The organism is Aeromonas sp. 62-46, from assembly GCF_001898585.1.
In the GTDB taxonomy this organism is placed as follows: domain Bacteria; phylum Pseudomonadota; class Gammaproteobacteria; order Enterobacterales; family Aeromonadaceae; genus Aeromonas; species Aeromonas caviae.
Genome location: NZ_MKUI01000032.1, coordinates 1 through 23,869 on the forward strand (window position 1 = coordinate 1; position 23,869 = coordinate 23,869).

The window sequence follows — 23,869 nt, forward strand, 5'->3', positions numbered from 1 at the left end:
CCCACGACAACCGGAATCACAATCCGGGACTCTACCAACTGAGCTACAGCCACCACAGCTGTTTTCGTTCTTCAACACGCCCGTTTAACCGGCGCACTTTTGATGGTGCGCCCGACAGGATTCGAACCTGTGACCTCTGCCTCCGGAGGGCAGCGCTCTATCCAGCTGAGCTACGGGCGCTACGCTGTCGAACGGGGCGCATTATTGATGATGATGCCGACCTTGTCTACTCTTTTTTTGACACAAAGAATCAAGTGCCTGTTTTTCAATCACTTCCGACCCTTTTCAACTATTTTTGTTTTGTTCAGGCTGGATCCAGCAATTCCCCACTACTTTTTGAATCCCTCACCCCATAGGGTCAGAGATGATGGGCAATGCTTGACTTGCCTTTGCGCCCACCTAGAATGAATGAACGTTCATTCAGTCGTTGACCTCTGATAACCATGGATAAGAAAGAACGCATTTTCGAAGCAGCTCACGAGATCCTCGGCGAGCAGGGCTTCTACGGCCTTTCCATTGCCGTGGTCGCCAAGAAAGCCAAGGTGGCGGCAGGCACCATCTATCGCTATTTCAGCGACAAGGATGACCTGATCCGCCAGCTCTATCAGCACACTATCCTCAAGTGTCATCCCCTGGTCATGGAAGGTGTGCAGATAGAAGAGGTGTCCTATAAGCAGTATCGACGCCTCTGGCTCAACATCGATGCCATCTTCACCAGCTACCCCAATGCACTCAAGTGCAAATTGCAGTACGAAAGTTCTCCATTGGGGGCTGAATTGGAGCGGGATCCGGTCATAATGGCGACGTGGGCGCCACTTGAGCGCTTCTTTGAGCAAGGACGCCAACAGGGACTCTTCATCGATCTCCCCATTCTGGTGTTGCAAGCATTGAGTCTGGATTGCGTGGCCAACCTGGCACAGCAGCGCCGGGTTCACGATTTCGAATTGACGCAGGAACAGCTGGAGACGGTCATCCGGGCCAGCTGGAATGCCATTTTAAACCCTAATGTTTCCATCACAGGAGCCTGTTCATGAAAAAGTGGATGGCCATCATGTTGCTGATAGCACTCGCCCTGTTTGGCAGTGTCATCGGCTTCAATATGTTCAAGCAGAAGAAGATTGCAGAGTTCATGGCCAATCGGCCCGAGCCCGAGTTCCCGGTCACCGCCATGGTCACCAAGGCGCAGGACTGGGTCCCCACCATTGAAGCCATCGGCTTCATCGAGCCGAACCAGGGGGTCACCCTCTCCAGCGAGCTGTCAGGCACCATCGACAGCATCCGGTTCGAATCGGGGGCACATGTCAAAGCGGATCAACTGCTGCTGAGCCTGGACTCCAGTGTGGAAAAAGCCAATCTGAACTCTTCCCAGGCCAGACTGCCGGCAGCCAGGGCCAAGTTCGAGCGCTACAAGAACCTCTATCAGAAGAACTCCATCTCCCGGGACCAGCTGGATGATGCCGAGGCAAGCTACCGCTCCCTGGAGGCGGACATCGACAGTCTGAAGGCCACCATCGCCCGTCGTGAGGTGAGAGCCCCCTTCAGCGGCGCCGTGGGCCTGCGCAACGTCTTCCTCGGCCAGTATCTGGAGCCCGGTACCGAGATCGTGCGCCTGGAAGACACCAGCGTGATGCGCCTGCGCTTCACCGTGCCCCAGACCGACATCTCCAAAATCACCCTCGGACAGACCATCAAGATCAACGTGGATGCCTATCCCCAGACCCAGTTTGACGGCCAGATCACGGCCATCGAGCCCGCGGTCAACTATCAGAGCGGCCTGATCCAGGTGCAGGCAGACATCCCGAACAACGACGGCCAGCTCCGTTCCGGCATGTTCGCCCGCGCCAGCATCATACTGCCCACGGTGAAGGACCAGATCGTGATCCCGCAGTCCGCCATCTCCTTCACCCTCTATGGCGAGAACGTCTACGTCATTCACGAGGCTGACGGCGTGAAACGCGCCAAGCAGGTGGTGGTCAAGGCAGGTGAGCGTCGCGGCAACGATGTCCATGTGCTGTCCGGCATCAAGGCTGGCGATCAAATCGTGCTGTCGGGTCAGGTTCGCCTGAGCAACGATACCAAGGTGCACGTGGTCGAGAACGATGCCCTTGCCGTTCCGGCACAAACCCCGATGCTGTAAGCGCGGAGAGCTGCGATGCGATTTACTGACATATTCATAAAACGGCCTGTGCTGGCGATCTCGCTCAGCTTCCTGATAGCCCTGCTGGGCTTCCAGGCCATCTTCAAGATGCAGGTGCGTGAATACCCCGAGGTGATCAACACCGTCATCACGGTCAACACCAGCTACTATGGCGCCAGTGCGGACCTGATCCAGGGCTTCATCACCCAGCCCCTGGAGCAGGCGGTCGCCCAGGCCGACAACATCGACTTCATGACCTCCTCGAGCCAGCTGGGCAGTTCCACGGTGACGGCGTACATGAAGCTCAACACCGATCCGAACGCCGCGCTGTCCGACATCCTGGCCAAGGTCAACTCGGTGCGTTCCCAGTTGCCCAAAGAGGCGGAAGACCCTTCGGTCACCTCCTCCACCGGCTCCACCACGGCGGTGCTCTACATGGGCTTCACCAGCCCGGAGCTCAACTCCAGCCAGATCACCGACTACCTGGAGCGGGTCATCAAGCCCCAGCTGTTTACCGTGGGCGGGGTCTCCAAGGTGGATCTGTATGGCGGGGTCGAATTCGCCCTGCGGGTGTGGCTGGATCCGGCCAAGATGGCCGCCTTTGACCTGACCTCAAGCGACGTGATGACGGTGCTCAACAGCAACAACTATCAGTCCGCGACCGGCCAGGCCACCGGCTATTTCACCCTGTTCAACGGCAACGCCGAGACCCAGGTCGGCAACATCGAAGAGCTCAAGCGTCTGGTGGTCGCCACCCGCGACAGCAAGGTGATCCGTCTCTCCGACATCGCCAAGGTCTCCCTGGAGAAGAGCCACGACATCTATCGCGCCAGCGCCAACGGCCGCGAGGCCGTAGTTCTGGCCATCAACGCAGCCCCGACAGCCAACCCCATCAACATCGCCCACGATGTGCTGGAGCTGCTGCCGAGCCTGAAGCGCAACATGCCGAGCACCATGCAGGTGAACGTCCTGTATGACTCCACCATCGCCATCAACGAATCCATCCACGAGGTCATCAAGACCATACTGGAGGCGGCCGCCATCGTACTGGTGGTGATCACCCTGTTCCTCGGTTCGTTCCGGGCGGTCATCATCCCCATCATCACCATTCCCCTGAGCCTCATCGGCGTGGTGATGATGATGGACATGTTCGGCTTCTCCATAAACCTCATGACCCTGCTGGCGATGGTGCTGGCCATCGGTCTGGTGGTGGATGACGCCATCGTGGTGCTGGAGAACGTCGACCGTCACATCAAGGAAGGGGAAGAGCCGTTCCGGGCCGCCATCATAGGTACCCGGGAGATCGCCGTGCCCGTCATCGCCATGACGGTCACCCTGGCGGCGGTGTATGCGCCCATCGCCCTGATGGGGGGCATCACCGGCTCCCTGTTCAAGGAGTTCGCGCTGACCCTGGCGGGCGCCGTGTTCGTCTCGGGCATCATCGCCCTGACCCTGTCGCCCATGATGTGCGCCAAGATGCTCAGGGCCAACGAGGAGCCCGGCAAGTTCGAGCGTACCGTACACGATCTGCTGGACCGGATGACGGCCCGCTACGACGCCATGCTCCATGCCGTGATGCAAAAGCGCATCGTGGTCATCCTGTTTGCCGTCATCGTGTTCGCCAGCCTGCCGCTGCTGTTCAAGTTCATTCCGAGCGAGCTGGCCCCGTCCGAGGACAAAGGCGTCATGGCGGTGCTGGGGACGGCGCCTTCCAACGCCAACCTGGACTACATCGAAAACACCATGGCGGACGTGAACAAAGTCCTGGACGACCAGCCGGAGATCGCTTACTCCCAGGTCTTCTCAGGGGTGTTCAACTCCAATCAGGCGTTCGGTATCGCCTCCATGGTGCCATGGAGCCAGCGTGAAGCGAGCCAGAAAGAGGTGCTGGATCGGGTTGCCGGTCTGGTGAAGGACATCCCCGGGATGGCCATCACCACCTTCCAGTTCCCGGAACTGCCGGGGGCCTCGAGCGGTCTGCCCATCCAGTTCGTCATCACCACCCCGAACAGCTTCGAGAGCCTGTTCCTGATCGCGGGTGAGATGCTGGCGGCAACCCAGGCCAACGGCCAGTTCGTCTATTCGGATCTCGATCTGAACTACGACTCGGCCACCATGAAGATCAGCATCGACAAGGACAAGGCGGGTGCCTACGGCATCACCATGCAAGACATCGGCATCACCATGGGCACCATGATGGCGGACGGTTACGTCAACCGTATCGACCTGGATGGCCGCTCCTACGAGGTGATCCCGCAGGTGGAGCGCAAGTTCCGTCTCAACCCCGAGTCCATCAAGGGGTACTACGTGCGTGCCGCCGACGGCAAGTCGATCCCGCTGGGCAGCCTGATCAAGATTGAAGTGAAGGGAGAGCCCCGTGCCCTGCCCCACTTCAACCAGCTGAATTCCGCCACCATCGGCGCCGTACCGGCACCGGGCGTGGCCATGGGGGATGCGATCAACTGGTTCAAGGCGACCGCGGAAGAGAAGCTGCCCCAAGGCTATCGTTACGACTTCATGGGTGAAGCCCGCCAGTTCGTGACCGAAGGGAATGCGCTCTACGCCACCTTCGCCCTGGCCCTGGCCATCATCTTCCTGGTGCTGGCGATCCAGTTCGAATCCGTGCGTGACCCGCTGGTCATCATGGTGTCGGTGCCGCTGGCCATCAGTGGCGCGCTGATAGCCCTGGCGTGGGGCATGGCCACCATGAACATCTACTCCCAGGTCGGTCTCATCACCCTCGTCGGTCTGATTACCAAGCACGGTATTCTGATCTGCGAGGTGGCGAAGGAGGAGCAGCTGCTCCATGGTCTGAACCGGATGCAAGCCGTGATGCAGGCTGCCAAGGTCCGTCTGCGCCCCATCCTGATGACCACGGCGGCGATGATCGCAGGCCTTATCCCGCTGCTCTATGCCTCGGGTGCGGGGGCGGCACAGCGCTTCAGCATCGGCATCGTCATCGTGGCGGGTCTGGCCATCGGCACCCTGTTCACCCTGTTCGTGCTGCCGGTCATCTACACCTTCCTGGCATCCGAACACAAGCCGCTGCCGGAATTCGACGAATCCATCCCGGCAAAAGCCAAGGGCGGTCACTGATCCCAGCCCACACAAATAAGGCCCCGAAAGGGGCCTTATTTTTATCCATTGGATGACACACGACATAAGTCCATGAAGCAGTTAAACTAAACCGCACTCAATCCAGACCGCAAGGACGCCATGTCAGGAATCTTCTCCAAGGCCGTCGGCCTTAACGGACTCTCTTATCGTCTGCTTTCCTACATTCTGATCTGCAGTACGGTGCTGGCACTGCTCATCACCGTGCTTCAGCTCGCCTGGGACTACAACAAGGATGTGACCGTCATCGAGGCCAGCATCGGCCAGATCGAGGCCTCCTTCCTGCAACCCATCTCGGCCAGTCTCTGGAATCTGGATGAAGAGCAGGTGAAGGTGCAGATCGAGGGCATCATGAACCTGCCCAACATGCAGTTCGTCATGGTCAAGGAGATGCTGGGCAATTCGGAAGTGCCCCTGCTCACCCAGGGGGTGGAGCAGCCCCAATACGACATCTCCCGCGAGTTCACCCTGAGCTATCAGGGGGAAGTGGTCGGCAAGCTGTTCGTCGCCGCCTCCCTGGAGCAGGTCTACCAGCGCCTCATCGAGAAATCCGTGCTGATCCTGGTCAGCCAGACCATCAAGACCCTGGTCGTCTCGTTCTGCATCCTGGTCATCATCTACTATCTGGTGATCCGTCATATCAACCGCATCGTCAGCTATGCCCAGAAACTGAGCCTGGATCGCCTCGCGGTGGAGCTGACCCTGGAAGGTCGGCCCCTGCCCCGCAAGTCCCCTGACGAATTCGATACCCTGGCCGCCACCCTCAACCAGATGCGCACCCGGCTGAACGACGAGTTCACGGCCCGCCATCAGGCCGCCGATCAGCTCCAGCAGGAGCGGGACTTCTCCGCCACCCTGATCAACTCCGCCAACATGGTCATCTGCTGCATGGAGCCGGATCTCAACATCGCCAGCATCAACCCGGCGGCCATCCTGCTCACCGGCTATCACCACCAGGAGCTGTTGCAGCACAACTGGCTGGATCTCTTTGTCAGCAAGGAGCAGCGTGACGAGCTGGCCGCCACCCTGGCCGATCAGGGCGCCCTGGAGGACAGGGAGATCACCATGCACGACCAGCAGGGCAACGAGCTGGTACTGCAGTGGACCTTCGCTCCCTTCTACGAGGGGCCTAACCTCAAGTACCTGATTGGCTTTGGCTATGACATCACCCCCCTCAAAAAGGTGGAGCGGGAGATCACCCTGTTCAACGAGCAGCTGGAAGGCAAGGTGGCGGAACGCACCCGCAGCCTGAGCGATGCCAACGACCAGCTGGGCAAGGCCTATGACGATCTCAAGCAGGCCCAGCAGACCCTGGTGGAGTCGGAGAAAATGGCCTCCCTCGGTTCCCTGGTTGCCGACGTGGCCCACGAGATCAACACCCCCATCGGCATCAGCGTCACCGCCTCCTCCTACCTGCAGGAGCGGGTGGCCGACTTCAAGCAGCATATCGAGGCCAAGCAGCTCTCCCGCACCTACCTCAACGAATTCACCCAGAATCTCGACGAGTCGATGCAACTGCTGCAAGGCAACCTGCGCCGCGCCTCCGAGCTCATCGCCAGCTTCAAGCAGGTGGCAGTGGATCAGTCCTCCGAGGCCCGATACAACTTCAGCCTCGCCGACAACCTGCATCAGGTGGTGGTCTCCCTCGGCTACAAGCTCAAGAAGGCCCAGTGCGAGGTGGACATCCAGTGCGATCCCAAGCTGAGCATCTACTCCTTCCCGGGCAGCTTCACCCAGATCTATTCCAACCTGATCCTCAACTCCATCCATCACGGTTTCGATGGCTGGGACAGGCCCAGAAAGATCACCATCCAGGTGGCGCAGCAGGGAGACGAGCTGGTCATCGACTACAGTGACAACGGCCGCGGCATCCCCCCGGAGATACTGCCGCGCATCTTCGATCCCTTCGTCACCTCCAAGCGGGGCCAGGGTGGCAGCGGGCTCGGCACTCACATCATCTACAACCTGGTGGTCCAGCTGCTGCGCGGCCGCATCCACTGCGCCAGCGAACCGGGCCAGGGTGCCCAGTTCCACATTCGTCTGCCCATCCAGCAGAACTGAGCACCGGCTCTTGTGGGCCGGCCGCTTTGTCCCCATCATGCTGTGACTGCATTCTTAACGAGCGGAGAACCTCGCAATGGCACAGCATTTTGACTACATCGCCATCGGTGGCGGCAGCGGCGGCATCGCCTCGGCCAACCGGGCAGCCATGTACGGCAAGAAAGTCGCCCTGATCGAAGCCAAAGAGCTGGGTGGCACCTGCGTCAACGTCGGCTGCGTACCGAAGAAGGCCATGTGGTATGCAGGCCAGATCGCCGATGCCCTGAAATATGGCGCCGACTACGGCTTCGACACCACGCTCAACCACTTCAGCTGGGCCAAGCTGGTCGAATCCCGTCAGGCCTATATCGGGCGCATTCACCAGTCCTACCAGAACGTGCTGGGCAAGAACCAGATCACTGTCATCAAGGGCTTCGCCCGCTTCGTCGACAGCCATACCGTCGAGGTGAACGGCGAGCACTACAGCGCTGATCACATCCTGATTGCCACCGGCGGCCGCCCCGAGGTCCCGACCATTCCGGGCGCCGAACTGGGTATCGACTCCGACGGCTTTTTCGACCTGCAAAGCCAGCCCAAACGGGTTGCCGTGGTGGGTGCCGGCTATATCGCCGTGGAGATCGCAGGCGTGATGCAGGCCCTTGGCTCCGAGACCCATCTGGTGGTGCGCAAGCATGCGCCGCTGCGCAACTTCGACCCCATGATCCACGAGACCCTGGTGGAGATCATGGCGCAGGAAGGGCCCAAGCTGCACACCCACGCCATTCCCAAGGCCGTCATCAAGAACGCAGACGACAGCCTGACCCTGCAACTGGAAGATGGTCGCCACCTCACCGTGGACTGCCTCATCTGGGCCATCGGTCGCGAGCCTGCCACCGACAACCTCAATCTGGCTGCCACCGGCATCACCCTGGACGAGAAGGGCTTCATCCCCACCGACAAGTTCCAGAACACCGCCGTCGCCAACCTCTATGCCGTCGGTGACAACACCGGCCGCATCCAGCTCACCCCGGTGGCCGTAGCAGCGGGGCGCCGCCTCTCAGAGCGGCTGTTCAACAACAAGCCGAACGAGCACCTCAACTACGATCTGGTGCCAACCGTGGTGTTCAGCCACCCGCCCATCGGCACCATCGGCCTGACCGAGCCGGAAGCCGTCGCCGAATACGGGGAAGATCAGGTGAAGGTCTACCGCAGCCAGTTCACCGCCATGTATTCGGCGCTGACCCAGCATCGCCAGCCCACCCGGATGAAACTGGTCTGCGTCGGGCCGGAAGAGAAGGTGGTCGGTCTGCATGGAATCGGCTTCGCCATGGACGAGATCCTGCAAGGCTTCGGCGTCGCCATGAAGATGGGCGCCACCAAGGCGGACTTCGACAACTGCGTTGCCATCCATCCGACCAGCGCGGAAGAGTTTGTGACCATGCGCTAACCGCATATCAAAGTCACAGCAACTTGCTACCAAACCCGGCCCAGGCCGGGTTTTTTGTGCCTTGCCCGTCCACCAGCTAGCAAAACCTCCCTTCTTTACGCCGATTTTACGCCAGCCAAATTGGGCTTTATGGCGCCTTTACGCCCGTTTTACATACCCTTTCAGCGTCAATGAGACCCATGGGATCGACACGGATATGCATCGATCCCTGACGCTAATTACCTCAACGGAGTCGTTATGAATTGGCTATATCTGCTGCTGGTCCTCGCCCTCGCGGGTTATCTGCTGCGCGCTCTCGCGCGCACCCATGAGTGAGGAACCGGATATGTGGCAAGAGATCATCTATCCCGTCGCGTTCGTGCTGCTGGTGCTGCTGCCGGCGCCTCTGCTTGGCAACTACCTCTATCGGGTGTTTGAAGGCAAGAGTCGCTGGCTCGCCCCGCTTGAGCGCGCCACCCTGGCCTGCTGCGGCACGGACGGGCGCGAGCAGGACTGGAAGTCCTACGCCCTCAGCCTGCTGGCCTTCAACGGCGCAGGCTTCGGCCTGCTGTTCCTGATCCTGCTGGCGCAGGGTCTGCTGCCCCTCAACCCGCAGCAGCTGCCCGGACTGAACTGGCAACTCGCCTTCAACACCGCGGTCAGCTTCATGACCAACACCAACTGGCAGGCCTACTCCGGCGAAGCCAGCCTCTCCTACTTCAGCCAGATGGTGGGGCTCACCACCCAGAACTTCGTCTCCGCCGCCACCGGCGCCGCCGTCGCCATCGCCCTGTTTCGCGGCATCGCCCGCCAGCAGACCACCCACCTCGGCAACTTCTGGCAGGATCTGGTGCGTTTCTGTCTCTACGTGCTGCTGCCGATGGCGCTGATCCTGGCGCTGCTGCTGGTCTGGCAGGGGGTGCCCCAGAGCCTGTCGGCCTACCTGCCGTTCCACGCGCTGGAAGGCCAGGAGCAGCTGCTGCCGCTCGGCCCGGCCGCCTCCCAGATCGCCATCAAGCAGCTCGGCTCCAACGGCGGCGGCTTCTTCGGCATCAACTCGGCCCATCCGTTCGAAAACCCCACCGCCCTCTCCAACTGGCTGGAAATGGTCGCCCTGCTGACGCTGGCCGCCGCCATGGTCTGCACCCTGGGGCGCTACGTGAAGGATCTGGCCCACAGCCGCGCCATCCTCATCGCCATGACCATCATGCTGGTGCTGGGGCTCTGCCTCGCCATCGGCCAGGAGCTGAAGCCGGATCCCGCCCTCGCCCACCTCACCAGCGAAGCCGGCAACTGGGAAGGCAAGGAGAGCCGCTTCGGCCCCGTGCTGTCCAGCATCTGGGAAGTGGCCACCACCGCCGCCTCCAACGGCTCGGTCAACGCCATGCACGACAGCTTCGCCCCGCTCGCCGGCATGGTCGCCATGATCAACATGCTGCTGGGTGAAGTGGTGTTCGGCGGCGTCGGTGCCGGTATCTACGGCATGATGCTGTTCGTGCTGCTGACCGTGTTCCTGTGCGGCCTGATGGTGGGGCGCACTCCGACCTATCTGGGCAAACGGCTCGGCATCACCGAGATGAAGTGGGTGGTCGCCAGCATGCTGGTGATGCCGGTCGGGGTATTGGTGATCGGCGGCATTACCCTGCTGATGCCGAACTCCGCCACCGTCATCGGTCACGACGGCCCCCACGGTCTGTCACGGCTGATCTATGCCTACGCCTCGGCCGCCGGCAACAACGGCTCCGCCTTCGCCGGCTTTGCCGCCGCCGACAGCTGGCAGTGCATCGCCATCGGGCTGGCCATGCTGCTCGGCCGCTTCGGCTACATCATTCCGGTGCTGGCCATCGCCGGCCAGCTGGCCCGTGCCCCGCGCCAGGAGCGAAGCGAGGGGGACTTCCCCGTCAGCGGCCCGCTCTTCATCACCCTGCTGATCGTCACCGTGCTGCTGATGGGGGGTCTCTCCTTCCTGCCGGTACTGGCGCTGGGCCCGGTGGCGGAACACCTGAGCCTGCTGGGAGGTGCCTTCTGATGCTGCACACCCCACTGATCTGCGTGACCAACTATTCGATGCAGGGAGCTTTCCAATGAGCAAGTCCGCTTCAATGAGCACCGACACCATTCAGGTGAAGGGCAAGAAACAGAAATCACAGATCCTGCAGGCCATGGTGGAAGCCCTCTATCGCTTCAACCCCAGGGCGCTGTTTGGCAGCCCCATCCTGTTCACCCTCTGGCTGGCGGCCGTGATGGCAACCCTGGAGTCGCTGCTGGGGCAGCCGCTCTCCGGCGTTGCCCCATCGCTGGCCTGGCAGCTGACCGCCTGGCTCTGGCTCACCCTCTGGTTTGCCAACTTCGCCGAGACCCTGGCCGAGGGGCGCGGCAAGGCGCGGGCCGACAGCCTGAAGGCCGGCATGAGCCAGCTCAAGGCACGTCGAGTCACCAGCCCGCAGGATGACAAGGGCGAGTGGGTACCGGCCACCAGCCTGCTCAAGGGCGATCTGGTGCTGGTGCGCAGCGGCGAGATGATCCCGGCCGACGGCGAAGTGGTCGCCGGCATCGCCTCGGTCAACGAGGCGGCCATCACCGGCGAATCCGCCCCCGTCATCCGCGAGTCGGGCACCGACCGCAGCGGCGTGACCGGCAACACCACCGTCGTCTCCGACCAGATCTGGGTGCACATCAGCAACAACCCGGGCGAAAGCACGCTGGATCGCATGATTGCGCTGGTGGAAGGAGCCAAGCGGCAGAAGACCCCCAACGAGATGGCGCTGGATGCCCTGCTGGTGGGGCTGACCCTGATCTTCCTGCTGGTGGTGGCCACCCTGCCCTGGTTCCTCGACTACAACGGCACCCAGGTGCCCCGGCTCTATCTGCTGGCGCTGTTCATCACCCTGATCCCGACCACCATCGGCGGTCTGCTCTCCGCCATCGGCATCGCCGGCATGGACCGGCTGGTGAAGCTCAACGTGATCGCCAAGTCGGGCCGGGCGGTGGAAGCCGCCGGCGACGTGCGTACCCTGCTGCTGGACAAGACCGGCACCATCACCTTCGGCAACCGGATGGCGGACGAGCTGATCCCGGCCCCCGGCGTGGATCCCTCCCTGCTGGCTCAGGCCGCCATGCTGGCCTCGCTCGGTGACAATACCCCGGAGGGCAAATCCATCCTGACCCTGGCGGGCAAGAGCCACACCAGACCGAGCCAGCTGGAGAGCGACATCCTCATCCCCTTCAGCGCCGAGACCCGGCTGAGCGGGCTGGATCGCAACGGCCATCACTATCGCAAGGGGGCGGTGGACGCTGTGCTGCGCTACCTCTCCCTCGATCGCAAGGCGGTGCCCGAGCTCATTCTCAAATCGGTGGACAACATCGCCCGCCAGGGCGGTACCCCGCTGCTGGTCTGCACCCACGAGAAGCTGCTGGGGGTAGTGTTCCTCAAGGACATCATCAAGCCGGGCATCAAGGCACGCTTCCAGATCCTGCGCCACATGGGGATCCGCACCGTGATGATCACCGGTGACAACCCGCTGACCGCCGCCGCCATCGCCGCCGAAGCCGGGGTGGACGACTTCATCGCCGAGGCGACGCCGGAGAAGAAACTGGCCTACATCCGTCAGGAGCAGGCCGACGGCCGGCTGGTGGCCATGTGCGGGGACGGCGCCAACGACGCACCAGCCCTGGCCCAGGCCGACGTGGGGCTGGCCATGAACGAGGGGACCCAGGCCGCCAAGGAGGCGGGCAACCTGGTGGATCTCGACTCCAACCCCACCAAGCTGCTGGACGTGGTGCTGGTGGGCAAGCAGCTGCTGGTGACCCGTGGCGCCCTGACCACCTTCTCCATCGCCAACGACGTGGCCAAGTACTTCGCCATCCTGCCGGCCCTGTTCATCGCCGCCTATCCACAGCTGGGGGCGCTGAACCTGATGCAGCTGGGCAGCCCGGAGAGCGCCATCCTGTCGGCCATCATCTTCAACGCCCTGATCATCGTCGCGCTGGTGCCGCTGGCTCTGCGCGGGGTCAGCCTGAAGGGAACGGCGGCCAGTCTGCTGCGCCGCAACCTGCTGATCTACGGCGTCGGCGGCCTGATAGTGCCTTTCATAGGCATCAAGTTGATCGACCTGGTCATCACCGGCCTGGGGCTGGTGTAACGGCATCACCGGATGCGGGACAGACCCGCATCCACCCAACGCATTTGGAGCAAGAAAATCATGATAGCAATCAGAACCCTGCTGACCCTGACCCTGCTGCTGGGGGTGGCATATCCGCTGGCCGTCACCGGGCTGGCCCAGCTGCTCTTCCCCTGGCAGGCCAACGGCAGCCTGCTCACCAACGCCAAGCAGCAGGTGGTCGGCAGCGCCCTGCTAGCCCAGAGATTCGAGCGGGCCGACTACTTCCACTCCCGCCCCTCCGCCAGCGATTTCGCCACCATAGGTGGCGGCGGAAGCAACCTGGGGATGAGCTCGCCGCTACGGGCCGAGTTTGCCGCAGCTGCGGCCAGGGCGCAGCCGGAAGCCAGGGTCCCCGCCCTGCTGACCCGCTCCGCCTCCGGCCTCGATCCCCATCTGCCCCTCGATGCAGCGCTGGCCCAGGTGGATAGGGTCGCCGGGCAACGGGGGCTGGATCCCGTTCAGTTGACGGAGCAGGTCAAGTCGGCGGCACAAGCTGGTATCCTTGGCCCGCAGGTGGTCAACATTCTCCAGTTGAACCTGCAACTCGATCATCAAAAGGGCGCCTGAGGGCGCTCCTTGCCGTTCGGAAAGGCTCCCTTTCGACAACGGGGACAAGCATGAGCAATGAGGTCACGGCCGCAGTTCGGCCGATGCAACGGGAGCACGGGGATGCGTGATGAAGTGAGGGCAGACGCCCTGCTGGCGAGCCTGGAGCAGGAGCACAGGGGCAAGCTGAAGGTGTTTCTCGGCGCGGCCCCCGGCGTCGGCAAGACCTACGCCATGCTGCAGGCGGTGCGGGAGCAGGCCAGGGAGGGAGTCGACATCCTGATCGGGGTGGTGGAAACCCACGGCCGCCAGGAGACCCTGGCCCTGCTCGACAAGCTCGCCATCCTGCCGCGCACACTGCACCTGCACCGCCAGCAGCGGCTGGAGGAGATGGATCTGGACGGTCTGCTGGCGCGCAAGCCCGCCATCGCCGTGGTGGACGAGCTGGCCCACAGCAACGCCCCCGGCAGCCGCCACGAGAAGCGCTGGCAGGATGTGGAGGAGCTGCTGGGCGCCGGCATCGACGTCTACACCACCCTCAACGTGCAGCACCTGGAGAGCCTCAACGATCTGGTGTGGCAGCTGACCGGGGTCAGGGTCAAGGAGACCCTGCCTGATCAGGTGCTGCTGGAGGCCGACAGCCTGGTGCTGATCGACCTCCCCCCCAAGGAGCTGCTCGGCCGCCTCAAGGAGGGCAAGGTCTATGTGCCCCACCAGGCCAAGGCCGCCCTGCAGTCTTTTTTCTCTCTGAACAACCTGACCGCTCTGCGGGAGCTGGCGATGCAGACCGCCGCCAGCCATGTGGAGGGAGACCTGCAGTTGCAGTGGCAGGCGGCCGGCAAGACCACCTTGCCGCTGCGGGGCAAGCTGATGGTCTGCATCGGGGATGAGCACGGCGCCGCCCTGGTGCGTTACGGCCACCGCTTCGCCCAGCGCAGGCAACTGCCCTGGCTGGTGGTGCACATCGACAGCAAGGGGCAGCGCTCCCCCGAGCTGGAGCAGGCGCTGGCCCTGGCCTCCCAGCTGGGGGCCAGGGTGCTGACCCTCTCCAGCCCGGCCGTGGCCGATGCCCTGCTGGAGACCGCCGAACAGCAGCAGGTCTCCCAATTGCTGCTCGGCAAATCCCGCAATCCGCCCTGGCGTCGATCCCTGGTGCAACACCTGCTCAAACAGGCGCAGGGATTCGAGATCACGCTGGTGGATACCGAGAAGCGCAAACCCGGTCTGACCCTGCCAACGGCAGGCCCGGGTGAGCTTCGCCAGAGCCTGCTGGCGGTGGCCATCATGGGGGGGACCTCGGCCGCGGTCTGGGCCCTCTCCCACTGGCTGCCCCCCGCCTCCCTGCCCATGCTGTTCGTGCTGGGGGTGCTGGCCACCGCGCTCACCACCAGCCTGGTCCCCGCCATCCTGGCTGCGGTACTGGGCTTCGTTGGCCACAACCTGCTGTTCACCGTCCCCTACTTCTCCCTGAGCGTGGCCAGCCACAGCGACCTGCTCACCCTGTTCGTGCTGCTCATCGTCGGCATCGCGGCCGGGCGCCTCGCCTCCCGCCAGCGTCAGCAACTGGTCAGCCTGCGCGAGACCCAGCAACTGGGCAACGCCCTGCTCTCCCTGAGCCAGGGGCTGGCCACCGCCAGCAGCCCGGTGGACGTGCTGAGACAGGGAACCCAGGCCATCGCCCTCGCCCTTGGGCAGCCCGTGTTCGCGCTCGATGGGGATTACCAGTACCGGGCCGGTGACACCCAGACCGGGCCGGGCCAGACCGACAAAGCCGCCATTGACTGGTGCCTGGCCCAGAAGCAGAGCGCCGGTGCCCATACCGCCACCCTCAACGCCGCCGAGGCCCAGTATCATCACCTCGGCGATGACCTGGTGCTGGGCATCCGGCTGGCCAGCCCGCTCACCTCCGCCGCCGAGCACCAGCTGCAGGCTCTGCTCACCGATATCCGCGCCGCCCTGGCGCGGATCGATCTCAACGAGCGGCTGGCGGACAGCCAGTTGCAGGCGGAGACCGACCGGATGCGCGCCGCCCTGCTCTCCTCGGTCTCCCACGACCTGAAGACGCCGCTCGCCACCATCATGGGGGCCGGCAGCACCCTGCTGGAATACGGGGACCGGATAAGTGCGGAGGACCGCATCGAACTGCTGCACTCGGTGCAGGACGAGGCGCGCCGCCTGCACGGCTATGTGCAAAACCTGCTGGACATGACCCGCATCGGTTCACCGGACTTCCAGTTGAAACGGGACTGGGTCGACCTGGCGGACCTGGTGGAGAGCGCCCGCCGCCGGCTCGACTCCTCCTGGCGCCAGCACAAGCTGCTGGTGCACTTCGATCAGCAGATCCCCCGGCTCTATGTGCACGGCGCCCTGATCGAGCAGGTGCTGGTCAACATCCTCGACAACGCCTCCCGCTACTCGCCGGCCGGCACCCCCATCGAGTTCAAGGTGATGCTGGCGGATCCCGACCTCATCATCGACATCATCGATATCGGGGTCGGCATCGCCGAGTCGGATCGGGACAAGATCTTCAATCTGTTCTACACCCAGCCGGTCGGCGACTGCGGCAGCCGCGGCACCGGGCTTGGCCTCGCCATTTCCCGCGCTATGATAGAGGTCCACGGCGGCCGCATCTGGGCATTCGCCGGCCCCAACGGCAACGGCACCTGCATGCGCATCTCCCTGCCGCTGGCCCTCAACGCACCGGCGGCCTGATGGTCGCCGCCCTTTTCAATCAGCAAACGGGAGGCTGAATGGCTCACATACTGGTCATCGACGACGAGGCGGCCATCCGCCGTTTTTTGCGGATCAGCCTGATCGCCGAAGGACATCAGGTGAGTGAGGCGGTCGGCGTCACCGAGGGGATGGCGCAGTATCGCCACCTCAACCCCGACCTGGTGATCCTGGATCTGGGCCTGCCGGACGGTGATGGCATCCAAATCCTGCACGCCATCCGCGAGCACCACGCCAATCCCGTGCTGGTGCTCTCGGCGCGGGACTCGGAGCAGGAGAAGGTGCGGCTGCTGGATGCGGGGGCCAACGACTACATGAGCAAGCCGTTCGGCGTCGGGGAGATGATGGCCCGTATCCGGGTGCTGCTGCGCCAGCGAGTCGGTGCCACCAGCGGCGAGTGTCGACACTTCCCCCACTGTGGCTTGACCCTGGACAGCAGCAGCCACAAGGTGACCCTGCAGGGCGAGGAGATCCCCCTCTCCCGCAAGGAGTTCGCCCTGTTGCAGGCGCTGGTGTGCCACCCCGGCAAGCTGGTGCAACAGACCCAGCTGCTCATCGACATCTGGGGACCGAGCCACAAGGAAGATACCCACTACCTGCGCATCGTCATCGCCAGCCTGCGCAAGAAGCTGGGAGATAACCCCCAGCAACCCACCCTGATCGAGACCGAATCCGGCATCGGCTACCGCTTTATCGGCAGCTGATGTTGCAGCAAGAAGCTGGGCGGCAACATTCCCAGCAACCCACCCTGATCGAAACTGAAGCCGGCATCGGCTACCGTTTTATCGGCAGCTGATGTTTCACGTGGAACGACGCCAACCGCAGCACAGGGCCAGCAGACCGCATCCCCCGAGCAGCAGCCCGAGATCCTGCAAGCTGGCGGCAACCGCCAACCCCAGGCTGAGCAACAGGTAGTAACCGAGCCCGAACAGGGCCCCGGCACTGCCCGCCACCTCCCGATAGGCCAGCAGCGCCTGGCTCAGCACATTGGGGATAGCCAGCCCGAACGCGACCACCACTCCCGTCATGGGCAGCAGAAACCAGAGCGATGCCTGACTGGCCCACACCAGCCAACCCGAACCCAGCGCCAGCACGGCGGCGAGCCGTATTAACGAGGCAGGCGTCCAGCCACGGCCCAACAGATGCTTGTTGAGCAGGCTGCCCACCAGGGTCGCCAGCGCCAACACGATGCCGGAGTAACCAAACTCGCCCGCGCTCAACCCCAGACTGGCAAACAGAAACGGCGCCAGGCTGTAGTAGCCGAACAGCATGGTGTTGAACAGTGCGACCAGGGCGGCGCTGCGCCACAAGCCGGTATCACGCACCATCCGGCAGGCCAGCGGCCAGAGTGCGACCCTTTGGGTGGTGGCCGGGCGGGTTTCCGGCAGTTGCCAGCAAGCCATCAGCAACAAGCCGATTGCCAGCGCCAGCAGGGCGCCGAATACCCCGAGATAACCCAAGCCATCAGCAAGCAGGCCACCGCTCACCAGCCCCAGCACAGGACTCAGGGAGAGCGCGATGCCCATCACCGAAAAGACCCGCGCCAGATCGCTGCCCTGATAGCTGTCGCGCAGCATGGTCTGGGTCACCACGGAACCCACGGCGGCGCCGAAGGCCGCGATGACCCGGGCCAGCAGCAGGGTTTCAAATTGAGTGGCCAGCAACGCCAGCAGGGTGCCGGCGCCATAGGTCAGCAACCCCGCCAGCATGGCGGGACGCCGCCCGATGAGATCGCACAGTCGGCCCCAGCAGACCACGCCCGCCGCAAACGCCAGAAAATAGACCGACAGGGTCTGGGACGCCTGCCCCTCGCTCACCCGAAACGCAGTGGCGATATGGGTCAGCACCGGGCTGTAGATGGTCTCCACCATCTGGGGAAACATCATCAATCCGACCACCAGCCAGCGCGGTGGCAACCTGTTGTTCATGACACACCTCCTTCACAAGAGGTCGCCATTCTAGAGAGGGATAACATGTCCGATTACAATAAGGCGGACTATAAACAGCAAGAATCGGACACATGGCCTTTATTCTTCCCGATCACCCCTTTGATCCGGACCAGCACGACGGCAGCGCCATCGGTATTGCCGCCGCCCTCGGCTGGCACGACTCCGGCCGCCATCAGCACCAGCGCCACCAGCTGCTGTTCGCCCAGGCAGGCTGCATGACCATAGAGCTGGACGATCAGGTCTGCCTGCTGCCGCCGACGCGAGCGGCCTGGTTGCCAGCAGGTCTGCCCCACCGGGTGTTGATGCGCGGGGTAGTGGCCTATCGCTCCCTCTACTTCCAGCCGGAGCCCGCGTTGCCAAACGAGATGGCGGTGCTGGCGGTCAACCCGCTGCTGCGGGAGATCATCGAGCGGATGGCGCTCTGGCCCTGGGACAAGCCAGCGGCGGAGCAGCATTGCACGCTGGCGCTGTTGCAGGAGGAGCTGGCGCAAGCGCCGCGGGAATCCTGGCAGTTGCCGCTGCCGTCAGACGGGCGTCTGATCGGCTGGCTGCAGGAGATAAAGCGGGGTGACACCCTGCCCGATCGGCTCAACCGGCTGGCCGAGCGGGTGGGTGCCAGCGACAAGACCATAGGCCGCATCTTCATGCGGGAGACCGGTATGAGCTACCAGGCCTGGCGCCAGCAGTGGCGACTGCTTCGGGCCATGGAACTGCTGGCCGAAGCCGAGCCCATCAGCCGGGTGGCCGCTGCGCTGGAGTTCGCCAGCGACAGCGCCTTCATCGCCTTCTTCAGGCAGCACACGGGGCAGACCCCCTTGCGCTACCTCAACTCTCGGGATGAGTCGCATCGGCCGAACTCGCCTCCACCACCAGGGTCTCCAGGGCCAGCGGCTTGAGGTTGTGGATGGCCTCTGCCACCACGTCATGGGAGGCCTGCTGCTGCAAGGCCAGCATCTCCTGTTGCAGGGCGGCGCTGTCCAGCTCGGGTCTGGGGTTCTCGGCGGCCATGGCATTCAGGCTCAGGCTGCTGGCAATCAGGGTAGCGATCAGGATCTTCATCTGGTGTGCTCCGGTGTGGTTGAGATGACCAGATAGCTATTCCAATAGTTGTGCCAGATTTATAACAGCATGATTTTATTGATATAAATAATTTTTTGATGCTACCACCCCTCTTCCTGAATCGAATATTGGTTATTTTAAAACCTATAAATGGTTTTTTTTACCACCTCCATCATGGCAACCCTGTTCCACGTGAAACGCCCCGTTTTTTTGATCGACACCCGCTTTTGAAGTGAGCTATGGTGCTAGCTCCCCCCTTAACTGACTCTGGATTTGCCACCGAATGGAATTCTCCTTGTTCGGCGAGAAGTTCACTCGCCACGCCGGTATTACCCAACTCATGGACGACCTCAATCAAGGGCTGCTGAATCCCGACGCCATCATGCTGGGAGGCGGCAATCCGGCCCCCATCCCCGCCATGCTGGAACGCTTTCAGGCCGAGGCCAATACCCTGCTCGACAACGGCGAACTGATCAAGGCCATGGCCAACTACGATGGCCCCCAGGGCAAGGACAGGTTCACCAGGGCGCTGGCCGCCCTGCTCAGCAAGGAGCTGGGCTGGGAGATCTCCGCCCGCAACATCGCCCTGACCAACGGCAGCCAGAACGCCTTCTTCTATCTGTTCAACCTGCTGGCCGGCGAATTCGCCGACGGTCGCAAGAAGAAGGTGCTGTTCCCCCTGGCCCCCGAATACATCGGCTATGCCGACTCGGCCCTCTCGGACGATCATTTCGTCGCCTACAAGCCCACCATCGAGAAGCTGCCCGACGGCCAGTTCAAATACCACGTGGATTTCGAGAGCCTGCAGGTGGGCGACGACATCGGGGTGATCTGTGTCTCCCGGCCGACCAACCCCACCGGCAACGTGCTCACCGACGAGGAGATCGAACACCTCGATCAGATCGCCCGTGACAAGGGGATCCCGCTCCTCATCGACAATGCCTACGGCGTGCCCTTCCCCGGCATCATCTTCAGCGACGCCAAGCCGTTCTGGAACGCCAACACCATCCTCTGCATGAGCCTCTCCAAGCTCGGCCTGCCGGGCACCCGTTGCGGCATCGTCATCGCCGACGAGAAGATCATCCGGGCCATCACCAACCTGAGCGGCATCATCAATCTGGCACCGGGCAGCCTGGGTCCGGCCATCACCATTCCGATGATCGAGAGCGGAGACATCATCACCCTGAGCGAACAGGTGGTGAAACCCTTCTACCAGCACAAAGCCACCTTCGCGGTCCAGCTGCTGCGCGAGGCCATTCCGGATCCGCGCTTCCACATCCACAAGCCGGAGGGTGCCCTCTTCCTCTGGCTCTGGTTCGAAGACCTGCCGATCCACTGCCAGGAGCTGTATGAGCGACTGAAGGCGAAGAACCTGCTGATCGTGCCCGGCCACTACTTCTTCCCCGGCATCGACGACCCCGAGTGGCGCCACAGCCAGGAGTGCATCCGCCTCAACTATGCCCAGAGCGAAGATCTGGTGCGTCGTGGTATCGCCATCCTGGCCGACGAGATCAACGCCCTCTACGCCGGTTGATTCCCCCTTCGGCATGAAAAAAGAGGCCTGCAGATGCAGGCCTCTTTTCTATCAGGTGGTCAGCGATGTTGTTTAACCGGGCAGAGCCAGCTGATCGGGCTTGCCGATGGGGATGGCGCGGGGCTTGAGCGCTTCCGGCAGCTCCCGGGCCAGCTCTATGGTCAGCAGACCGTGCTCCAGCCTGGCCCCCTGCACTTCCACGTGCTGGCTCAGCTTGAAGGCGAGCTCGAAGTCCCGCTCGGCGATCCCCTGATGGAGGAACTGGCGCTCGCCCATGGTGGCGACCTTGCGCCCCTTCACCTTGAGGGTACCGTTTTCGGTCTCCAGCTCCAGCTCATTGCGATCGAAACCGGCCACGGCAACCGTGATGAGGTAGCTGTCGTGATCCCGCTTTTCGATGTTGTACGGGGGGTAGGCCGAGGTCTTCTGATCGAACAGGCCTTCCAGCTCGCGGGCCATCCGCTCGAAGCCGACGGCATTGGAATAGAGATGAGAAAAATCGAGGTTACGCATGATCCTATCCTTCTATAAAGCAACAGGGTTTACTCTCCACGGGCCCGCCATCGGCACCCGGGAAACATCAGCAATGCGACGAGGTCAGGCTGTCAGCCGTTGATCTCGATCTTGCGGGGCTTCATCGCCTCGGGCACTTCGCGCACCAGGTCGATGTGCAGCAGACCGTTCTTCAGGTCGGCCCCCTTCACCCGCACATAGTCGGCCAGCTGGAAGCGACGCTCGAAGCCGCGTTCGGCAATGCCTTGGTAGAGGTAGTTGCGCTCGGTATCGGCCTGCTTGCTGCCCTTCACCGTCAGCAGATTTTCCTGGAAGCTCAGCTCCAGCTCTTCCTGGGTAAAGCCCGCCACCGCCATGCTGATGCGGTAGTCGCTGTCACCCAGCTGCTCGATGTTGTAGGGGGGATAGCCGGCATTGCCATTGCTGGCCGCAGATTCGATGAGAGTGGCCAGACGATCGAAACCGATGGCAGAACGATAGAGCGGAGAAAAGTCGATAGAACGCATAGTATTACCCTCTTGTGAGCGATAACGGATTGTTTGCCCTCCTGATGGACGGGCGCCTGGTCGAAACCTCTGTCGAGCGTTCCGGCCTTGTTATCTATATAGGGGCCAGCATTTGGCTTTCAAGGGGTAAAAACAAAAGAAATGCAGGCCATCAAAAATGGCCCGATTAGATCGATAATAGGCCTGCGGGCCACTCATGATCCGTCCCTCATCCCTCCATACTGGCCGTGTCCCCAACGAGAAACCGGAGCACGCCATGAAGATTACCCAGGTTCGCAACGCCACCCTGCTCATCCACTACGCAGGAACCCGCTTCCTCATCGACCCCATGCTGGCCCCCAAGGGGAGCTATCCCGGCTTCGAAGGCATGGCCAACAGCCATCTTCGCAACCCCCTGGTCGAGCTGCCGCTGCCCATGGCGACCCTGCTGGAGGTGGATGCGGTGATTGTCACCCATGACCATCTGGATCACTGGGACGATGTCGCGAAAGCGAAGATCCCCAGGCACCTTCCCCTGTTCGTGCAGCATCAGAAAGATGCCGACACCATGAGGGGATGCGGCTTCGAGGATGTGCGCCTGCTGGGCGAGGTCGGCGAGTTCGCCGGCATCCGCCTGCAACGGACGGAAGGCCGGCACGGCAGCGATACCATCATGGCCCTGCTGGGGGATCGCCTTGGCGAGGTCAGCGGAGTGGTCTTCTCCCATCCCGCCGAAAAGACTCTCTATCTGGCCGGCGACACCATCTGGAATGCCCAGGTTGAACAAGCGCTGCACCGGCACCAACCCGAGGTTGTCGTCCTCAACTGCGGTGATGCCCAGGTGACGGGTCTGGGCGCCATCATCATGGGCAAGGAGGATGTGGCCGCCGTCTATCAGGCCGCCCCGCAGGCCACCCTGATCGCCAGCCACATGGAGGCGGTCAATCATGCCCTGCTGTCCCGGCGGGAGCTGCGTGACTACCTGGACAGCCAGGGGATGGCCGCCCGGGTAAGGGTGCCCGAGGATGGCGACACCATGGTGCTCTGAGCGAGAGGCCGGGCACCACATGGCTCTTCGGCTTTCTGTTGCTGCCCCGTATGATGGGGATCCGAGTGCAAAGGAGTTTGCCACCATGCCCCGTCCCCTCATCGTCGCCGTCATCACCTTCGATCGCTTCAGCCCCTTTCACTGCTCGGTGCCCTGCCTCATCTTTGGCGACAAGATGATGCCGGGCCAGTCGTTGTTCGAGCTGAGACTCTGCGCCGGGGATGACACGCGGCAACCCGCCTCCTCCCAGGGTTTTCGCATGGAGGCCGACTATGGCCTGGAGGGTCTGCTGGAGGCGGATATCATCATCATCCCCTTCTGGCGCGATCCGGCCGAGCGCCCCGCCCAACCCCTGCTCGATGCCCTGGTTGCCGCCCGGATCAGGGGAGCCCAGCTCGTGGGGCTCTGTCTCGGCACCTATGTGCTGGCCTATGCCGGCCTGCTGGACGGGCGCGGTGCCGCCACCCATTGGGAATTTGAACAGGAGTTCGTCCAGCGCTTCCCCCGGGTGCGGCTCGATACCAATGCCCTCTACGTCGACGACGACGGACTCATCACCTCGGCTGGCACCGCCGCCAGCCTGGACTGCTGCCTCTATCTGGTGCGCCAGCATCACGGCAGCCAGATTGCCAACAAGCTGGCCAGGCGGCTGGTGGTGCCTCCCCACCGGGAGGGTGGCCAGGCCCAGTTCATCGAGCAGCCGGTGCCCGCCACCACCCGGGATGCCAGGATCAACCAGCTGTTCGATCACCTGCGCCTGCACCTGGCTGCGCCCCACACCCTGGACAGCCTGGCGGAACATTGCATGATGAGCCGACGCACCTTTAGCCGCCGCTTCCAGCTCGCCACCGGTCTCTCCCTCGGGGAGTGGCTGATGGCGGAGCGCCTGCGCCGCAGCCAGACGCTGCTGGAGTCCAGCGCCCACACAGTGGAACGCATCGCCGAACTGGTGGGGCTCGGGTCTGCCACCATATTGCGCAAGCACTTTCGCGCCCGCTTCGGGGTGTCGCCGCGGGAGTGGCGCCGCACCTTTCGCGGTGACAGAGTCTAGGTCCCTCATGTTTCACGTGGAACGCGCCCTCTCCCTTCCATCCAGAAAACAAAAAGCCGCTCACGAGGAGCGGC

General features: G+C 62.8%; 18 protein-coding genes and 1 tRNA gene. 14 read left to right on the forward strand and 5 right to left on the reverse strand.

Annotated features, from left to right (window positions below; translation table 11 throughout):
• Window positions 1-103: 103 nt before the first annotated feature.
• Window positions 104-180 (reverse strand) — tRNA-Arg (locus tag BGO64_RS10675).
• Between the two features lie 263 nt (window positions 181-443).
• On the opposite strand from BGO64_RS10675, the gene BGO64_RS10680 reads away from it, so the two are divergent.
• From BGO64_RS10680 to BGO64_RS10725, 10 genes are all read left to right on the forward strand, one after another.
• Window positions 444-1,034: a TetR/AcrR family transcriptional regulator gene (locus tag BGO64_RS10680; protein ID WP_010672311.1), complete on the forward strand. Its 591-nt coding sequence runs from the start codon at window positions 444-446 to the stop codon at window positions 1,032-1,034.
• A complete protein-coding gene (locus BGO64_RS10685) occupies window positions 1,031-2,137 on the forward strand; it encodes an efflux RND transporter periplasmic adaptor subunit (RefSeq protein ID WP_041212081.1) in 1,107 nt (368 codons plus the stop codon). The genes BGO64_RS10680 and BGO64_RS10685 overlap by 4 nt, the downstream gene beginning before the upstream one ends.
• A gap of 15 nt (window positions 2,138-2,152) precedes the next feature.
• Entirely contained in the window at window positions 2,153-5,233 is a 3,081-nt protein-coding gene (locus BGO64_RS10690) for a multidrug efflux RND transporter permease subunit (protein WP_039040660.1), read from the forward strand.
• A gap of 120 nt (window positions 5,234-5,353) precedes the next feature.
• The gene (locus tag BGO64_RS10695; RefSeq protein ID WP_286700648.1) at window positions 5,354-7,312 is read left to right on the forward strand and encodes an ATP-binding protein; all 1,959 of its coding nucleotides are present in this window, start codon (window positions 5,354-5,356) and stop codon (window positions 7,310-7,312) included.
• 76 nt (window positions 7,313-7,388) lie between these two features.
• Window positions 7,389-8,738 (forward strand): glutathione-disulfide reductase, encoded by a 1,350-nt coding sequence (gorA, locus tag BGO64_RS10700; protein WP_113725021.1) that lies wholly within the window; start codon window positions 7,389-7,391, stop codon window positions 8,736-8,738.
• A gap of 325 nt (window positions 8,739-9,063) precedes the next feature.
• Complete coding sequence (gene kdpA / locus BGO64_RS10705; RefSeq protein ID WP_045788729.1) at window positions 9,064-10,746, forward strand: potassium-transporting ATPase subunit KdpA; 1,683 nt, start codon at window positions 9,064-9,066, stop codon at window positions 10,744-10,746.
• Between the two features lie 55 nt (window positions 10,747-10,801).
• Window positions 10,802-12,859, forward strand: coding sequence for a potassium-transporting ATPase subunit KdpB (gene kdpB, locus BGO64_RS10710; protein WP_286700649.1), 2,058 nt, complete (start codon window positions 10,802-10,804; stop codon window positions 12,857-12,859).
• Window positions 12,860-12,919: 60 nt separating this feature from the next.
• Complete coding sequence (locus BGO64_RS10715) at window positions 12,920-13,447, forward strand: potassium-transporting ATPase subunit C (RefSeq protein WP_286700650.1); 528 nt, start codon at window positions 12,920-12,922, stop codon at window positions 13,445-13,447.
• Window positions 13,448-13,549: 102 nt separating this feature from the next.
• Entirely contained in the window at window positions 13,550-16,138 is a 2,589-nt protein-coding gene (locus BGO64_RS10720) for a DUF4118 domain-containing protein (protein WP_041212075.1), read from the forward strand.
• 38 nt (window positions 16,139-16,176) lie between these two features.
• Window positions 16,177-16,860: a response regulator gene (locus tag BGO64_RS10725; RefSeq protein WP_010672297.1), complete on the forward strand. Its 684-nt coding sequence runs from the start codon at window positions 16,177-16,179 to the stop codon at window positions 16,858-16,860.
• Between the two features lie 96 nt (window positions 16,861-16,956).
• On the opposite strand, the gene BGO64_RS10730 is transcribed toward BGO64_RS10725, so the two are convergent.
• Window positions 16,957-18,084, reverse strand: coding sequence for a multidrug effflux MFS transporter (locus BGO64_RS10730; protein ID WP_286700651.1), 1,128 nt, complete (start codon window positions 18,082-18,084; stop codon window positions 16,957-16,959).
• Between the two features lie 92 nt (window positions 18,085-18,176).
• Here BGO64_RS10730 and BGO64_RS10735 point away from each other — a divergent pair, with 92 nt between their 5' ends.
• Complete coding sequence (locus BGO64_RS10735; protein WP_270835384.1) at window positions 18,177-19,001, forward strand: AraC family transcriptional regulator; 825 nt, start codon at window positions 18,177-18,179, stop codon at window positions 18,999-19,001.
• Here the strand turns inward: BGO64_RS10735 and BGO64_RS10740 are convergent.
• Entirely contained in the window at window positions 18,931-19,164 is a 234-nt protein-coding gene (locus tag BGO64_RS10740; protein ID WP_041214189.1) for a hypothetical protein, read from the reverse strand. The genes BGO64_RS10735 and BGO64_RS10740 overlap by 71 nt on opposite strands.
• A gap of 283 nt (window positions 19,165-19,447) precedes the next feature.
• Here BGO64_RS10740 and BGO64_RS10745 point away from each other — a divergent pair, with 283 nt between their 5' ends.
• Window positions 19,448-20,698 (forward strand): valine--pyruvate transaminase, encoded by a 1,251-nt coding sequence (locus BGO64_RS10745; RefSeq protein WP_109113150.1) that lies wholly within the window; start codon window positions 19,448-19,450, stop codon window positions 20,696-20,698.
• A 72-nt stretch (window positions 20,699-20,770) separates the two neighbouring features.
• Here the strand turns inward: BGO64_RS10745 and BGO64_RS10750 are convergent, their stop codons facing one another.
• Together BGO64_RS10750 and BGO64_RS10755 are read right to left on the reverse strand one after the other, a co-directional pair.
• Window positions 20,771-21,211, reverse strand: a complete 441-nt coding sequence (locus BGO64_RS10750; RefSeq protein WP_010672292.1) for an Hsp20 family protein — start codon at window positions 21,209-21,211, stop codon at window positions 20,771-20,773.
• Between the two features lie 92 nt (window positions 21,212-21,303).
• A complete protein-coding gene (locus tag BGO64_RS10755) occupies window positions 21,304-21,717 on the reverse strand; it encodes an Hsp20 family protein (RefSeq protein ID WP_010672291.1) in 414 nt (137 codons plus the stop codon).
• Between the two features lie 256 nt (window positions 21,718-21,973).
• On the opposite strand from BGO64_RS10755, the gene BGO64_RS10760 reads away from it, so the two are divergent.
• Both BGO64_RS10760 and BGO64_RS10765 read left to right on the forward strand, forming a co-directional pair.
• Window positions 21,974-22,744, forward strand: a complete 771-nt coding sequence (locus BGO64_RS10760) for an MBL fold metallo-hydrolase (RefSeq protein WP_286700652.1) — start codon at window positions 21,974-21,976, stop codon at window positions 22,742-22,744.
• An 85-nt stretch (window positions 22,745-22,829) separates the two neighbouring features.
• Window positions 22,830-23,795, forward strand: coding sequence for a GlxA family transcriptional regulator (locus BGO64_RS10765; protein ID WP_286700653.1), 966 nt, complete (start codon window positions 22,830-22,832; stop codon window positions 23,793-23,795).
• Window positions 23,796-23,869: the final 74 nt, after the last annotated feature.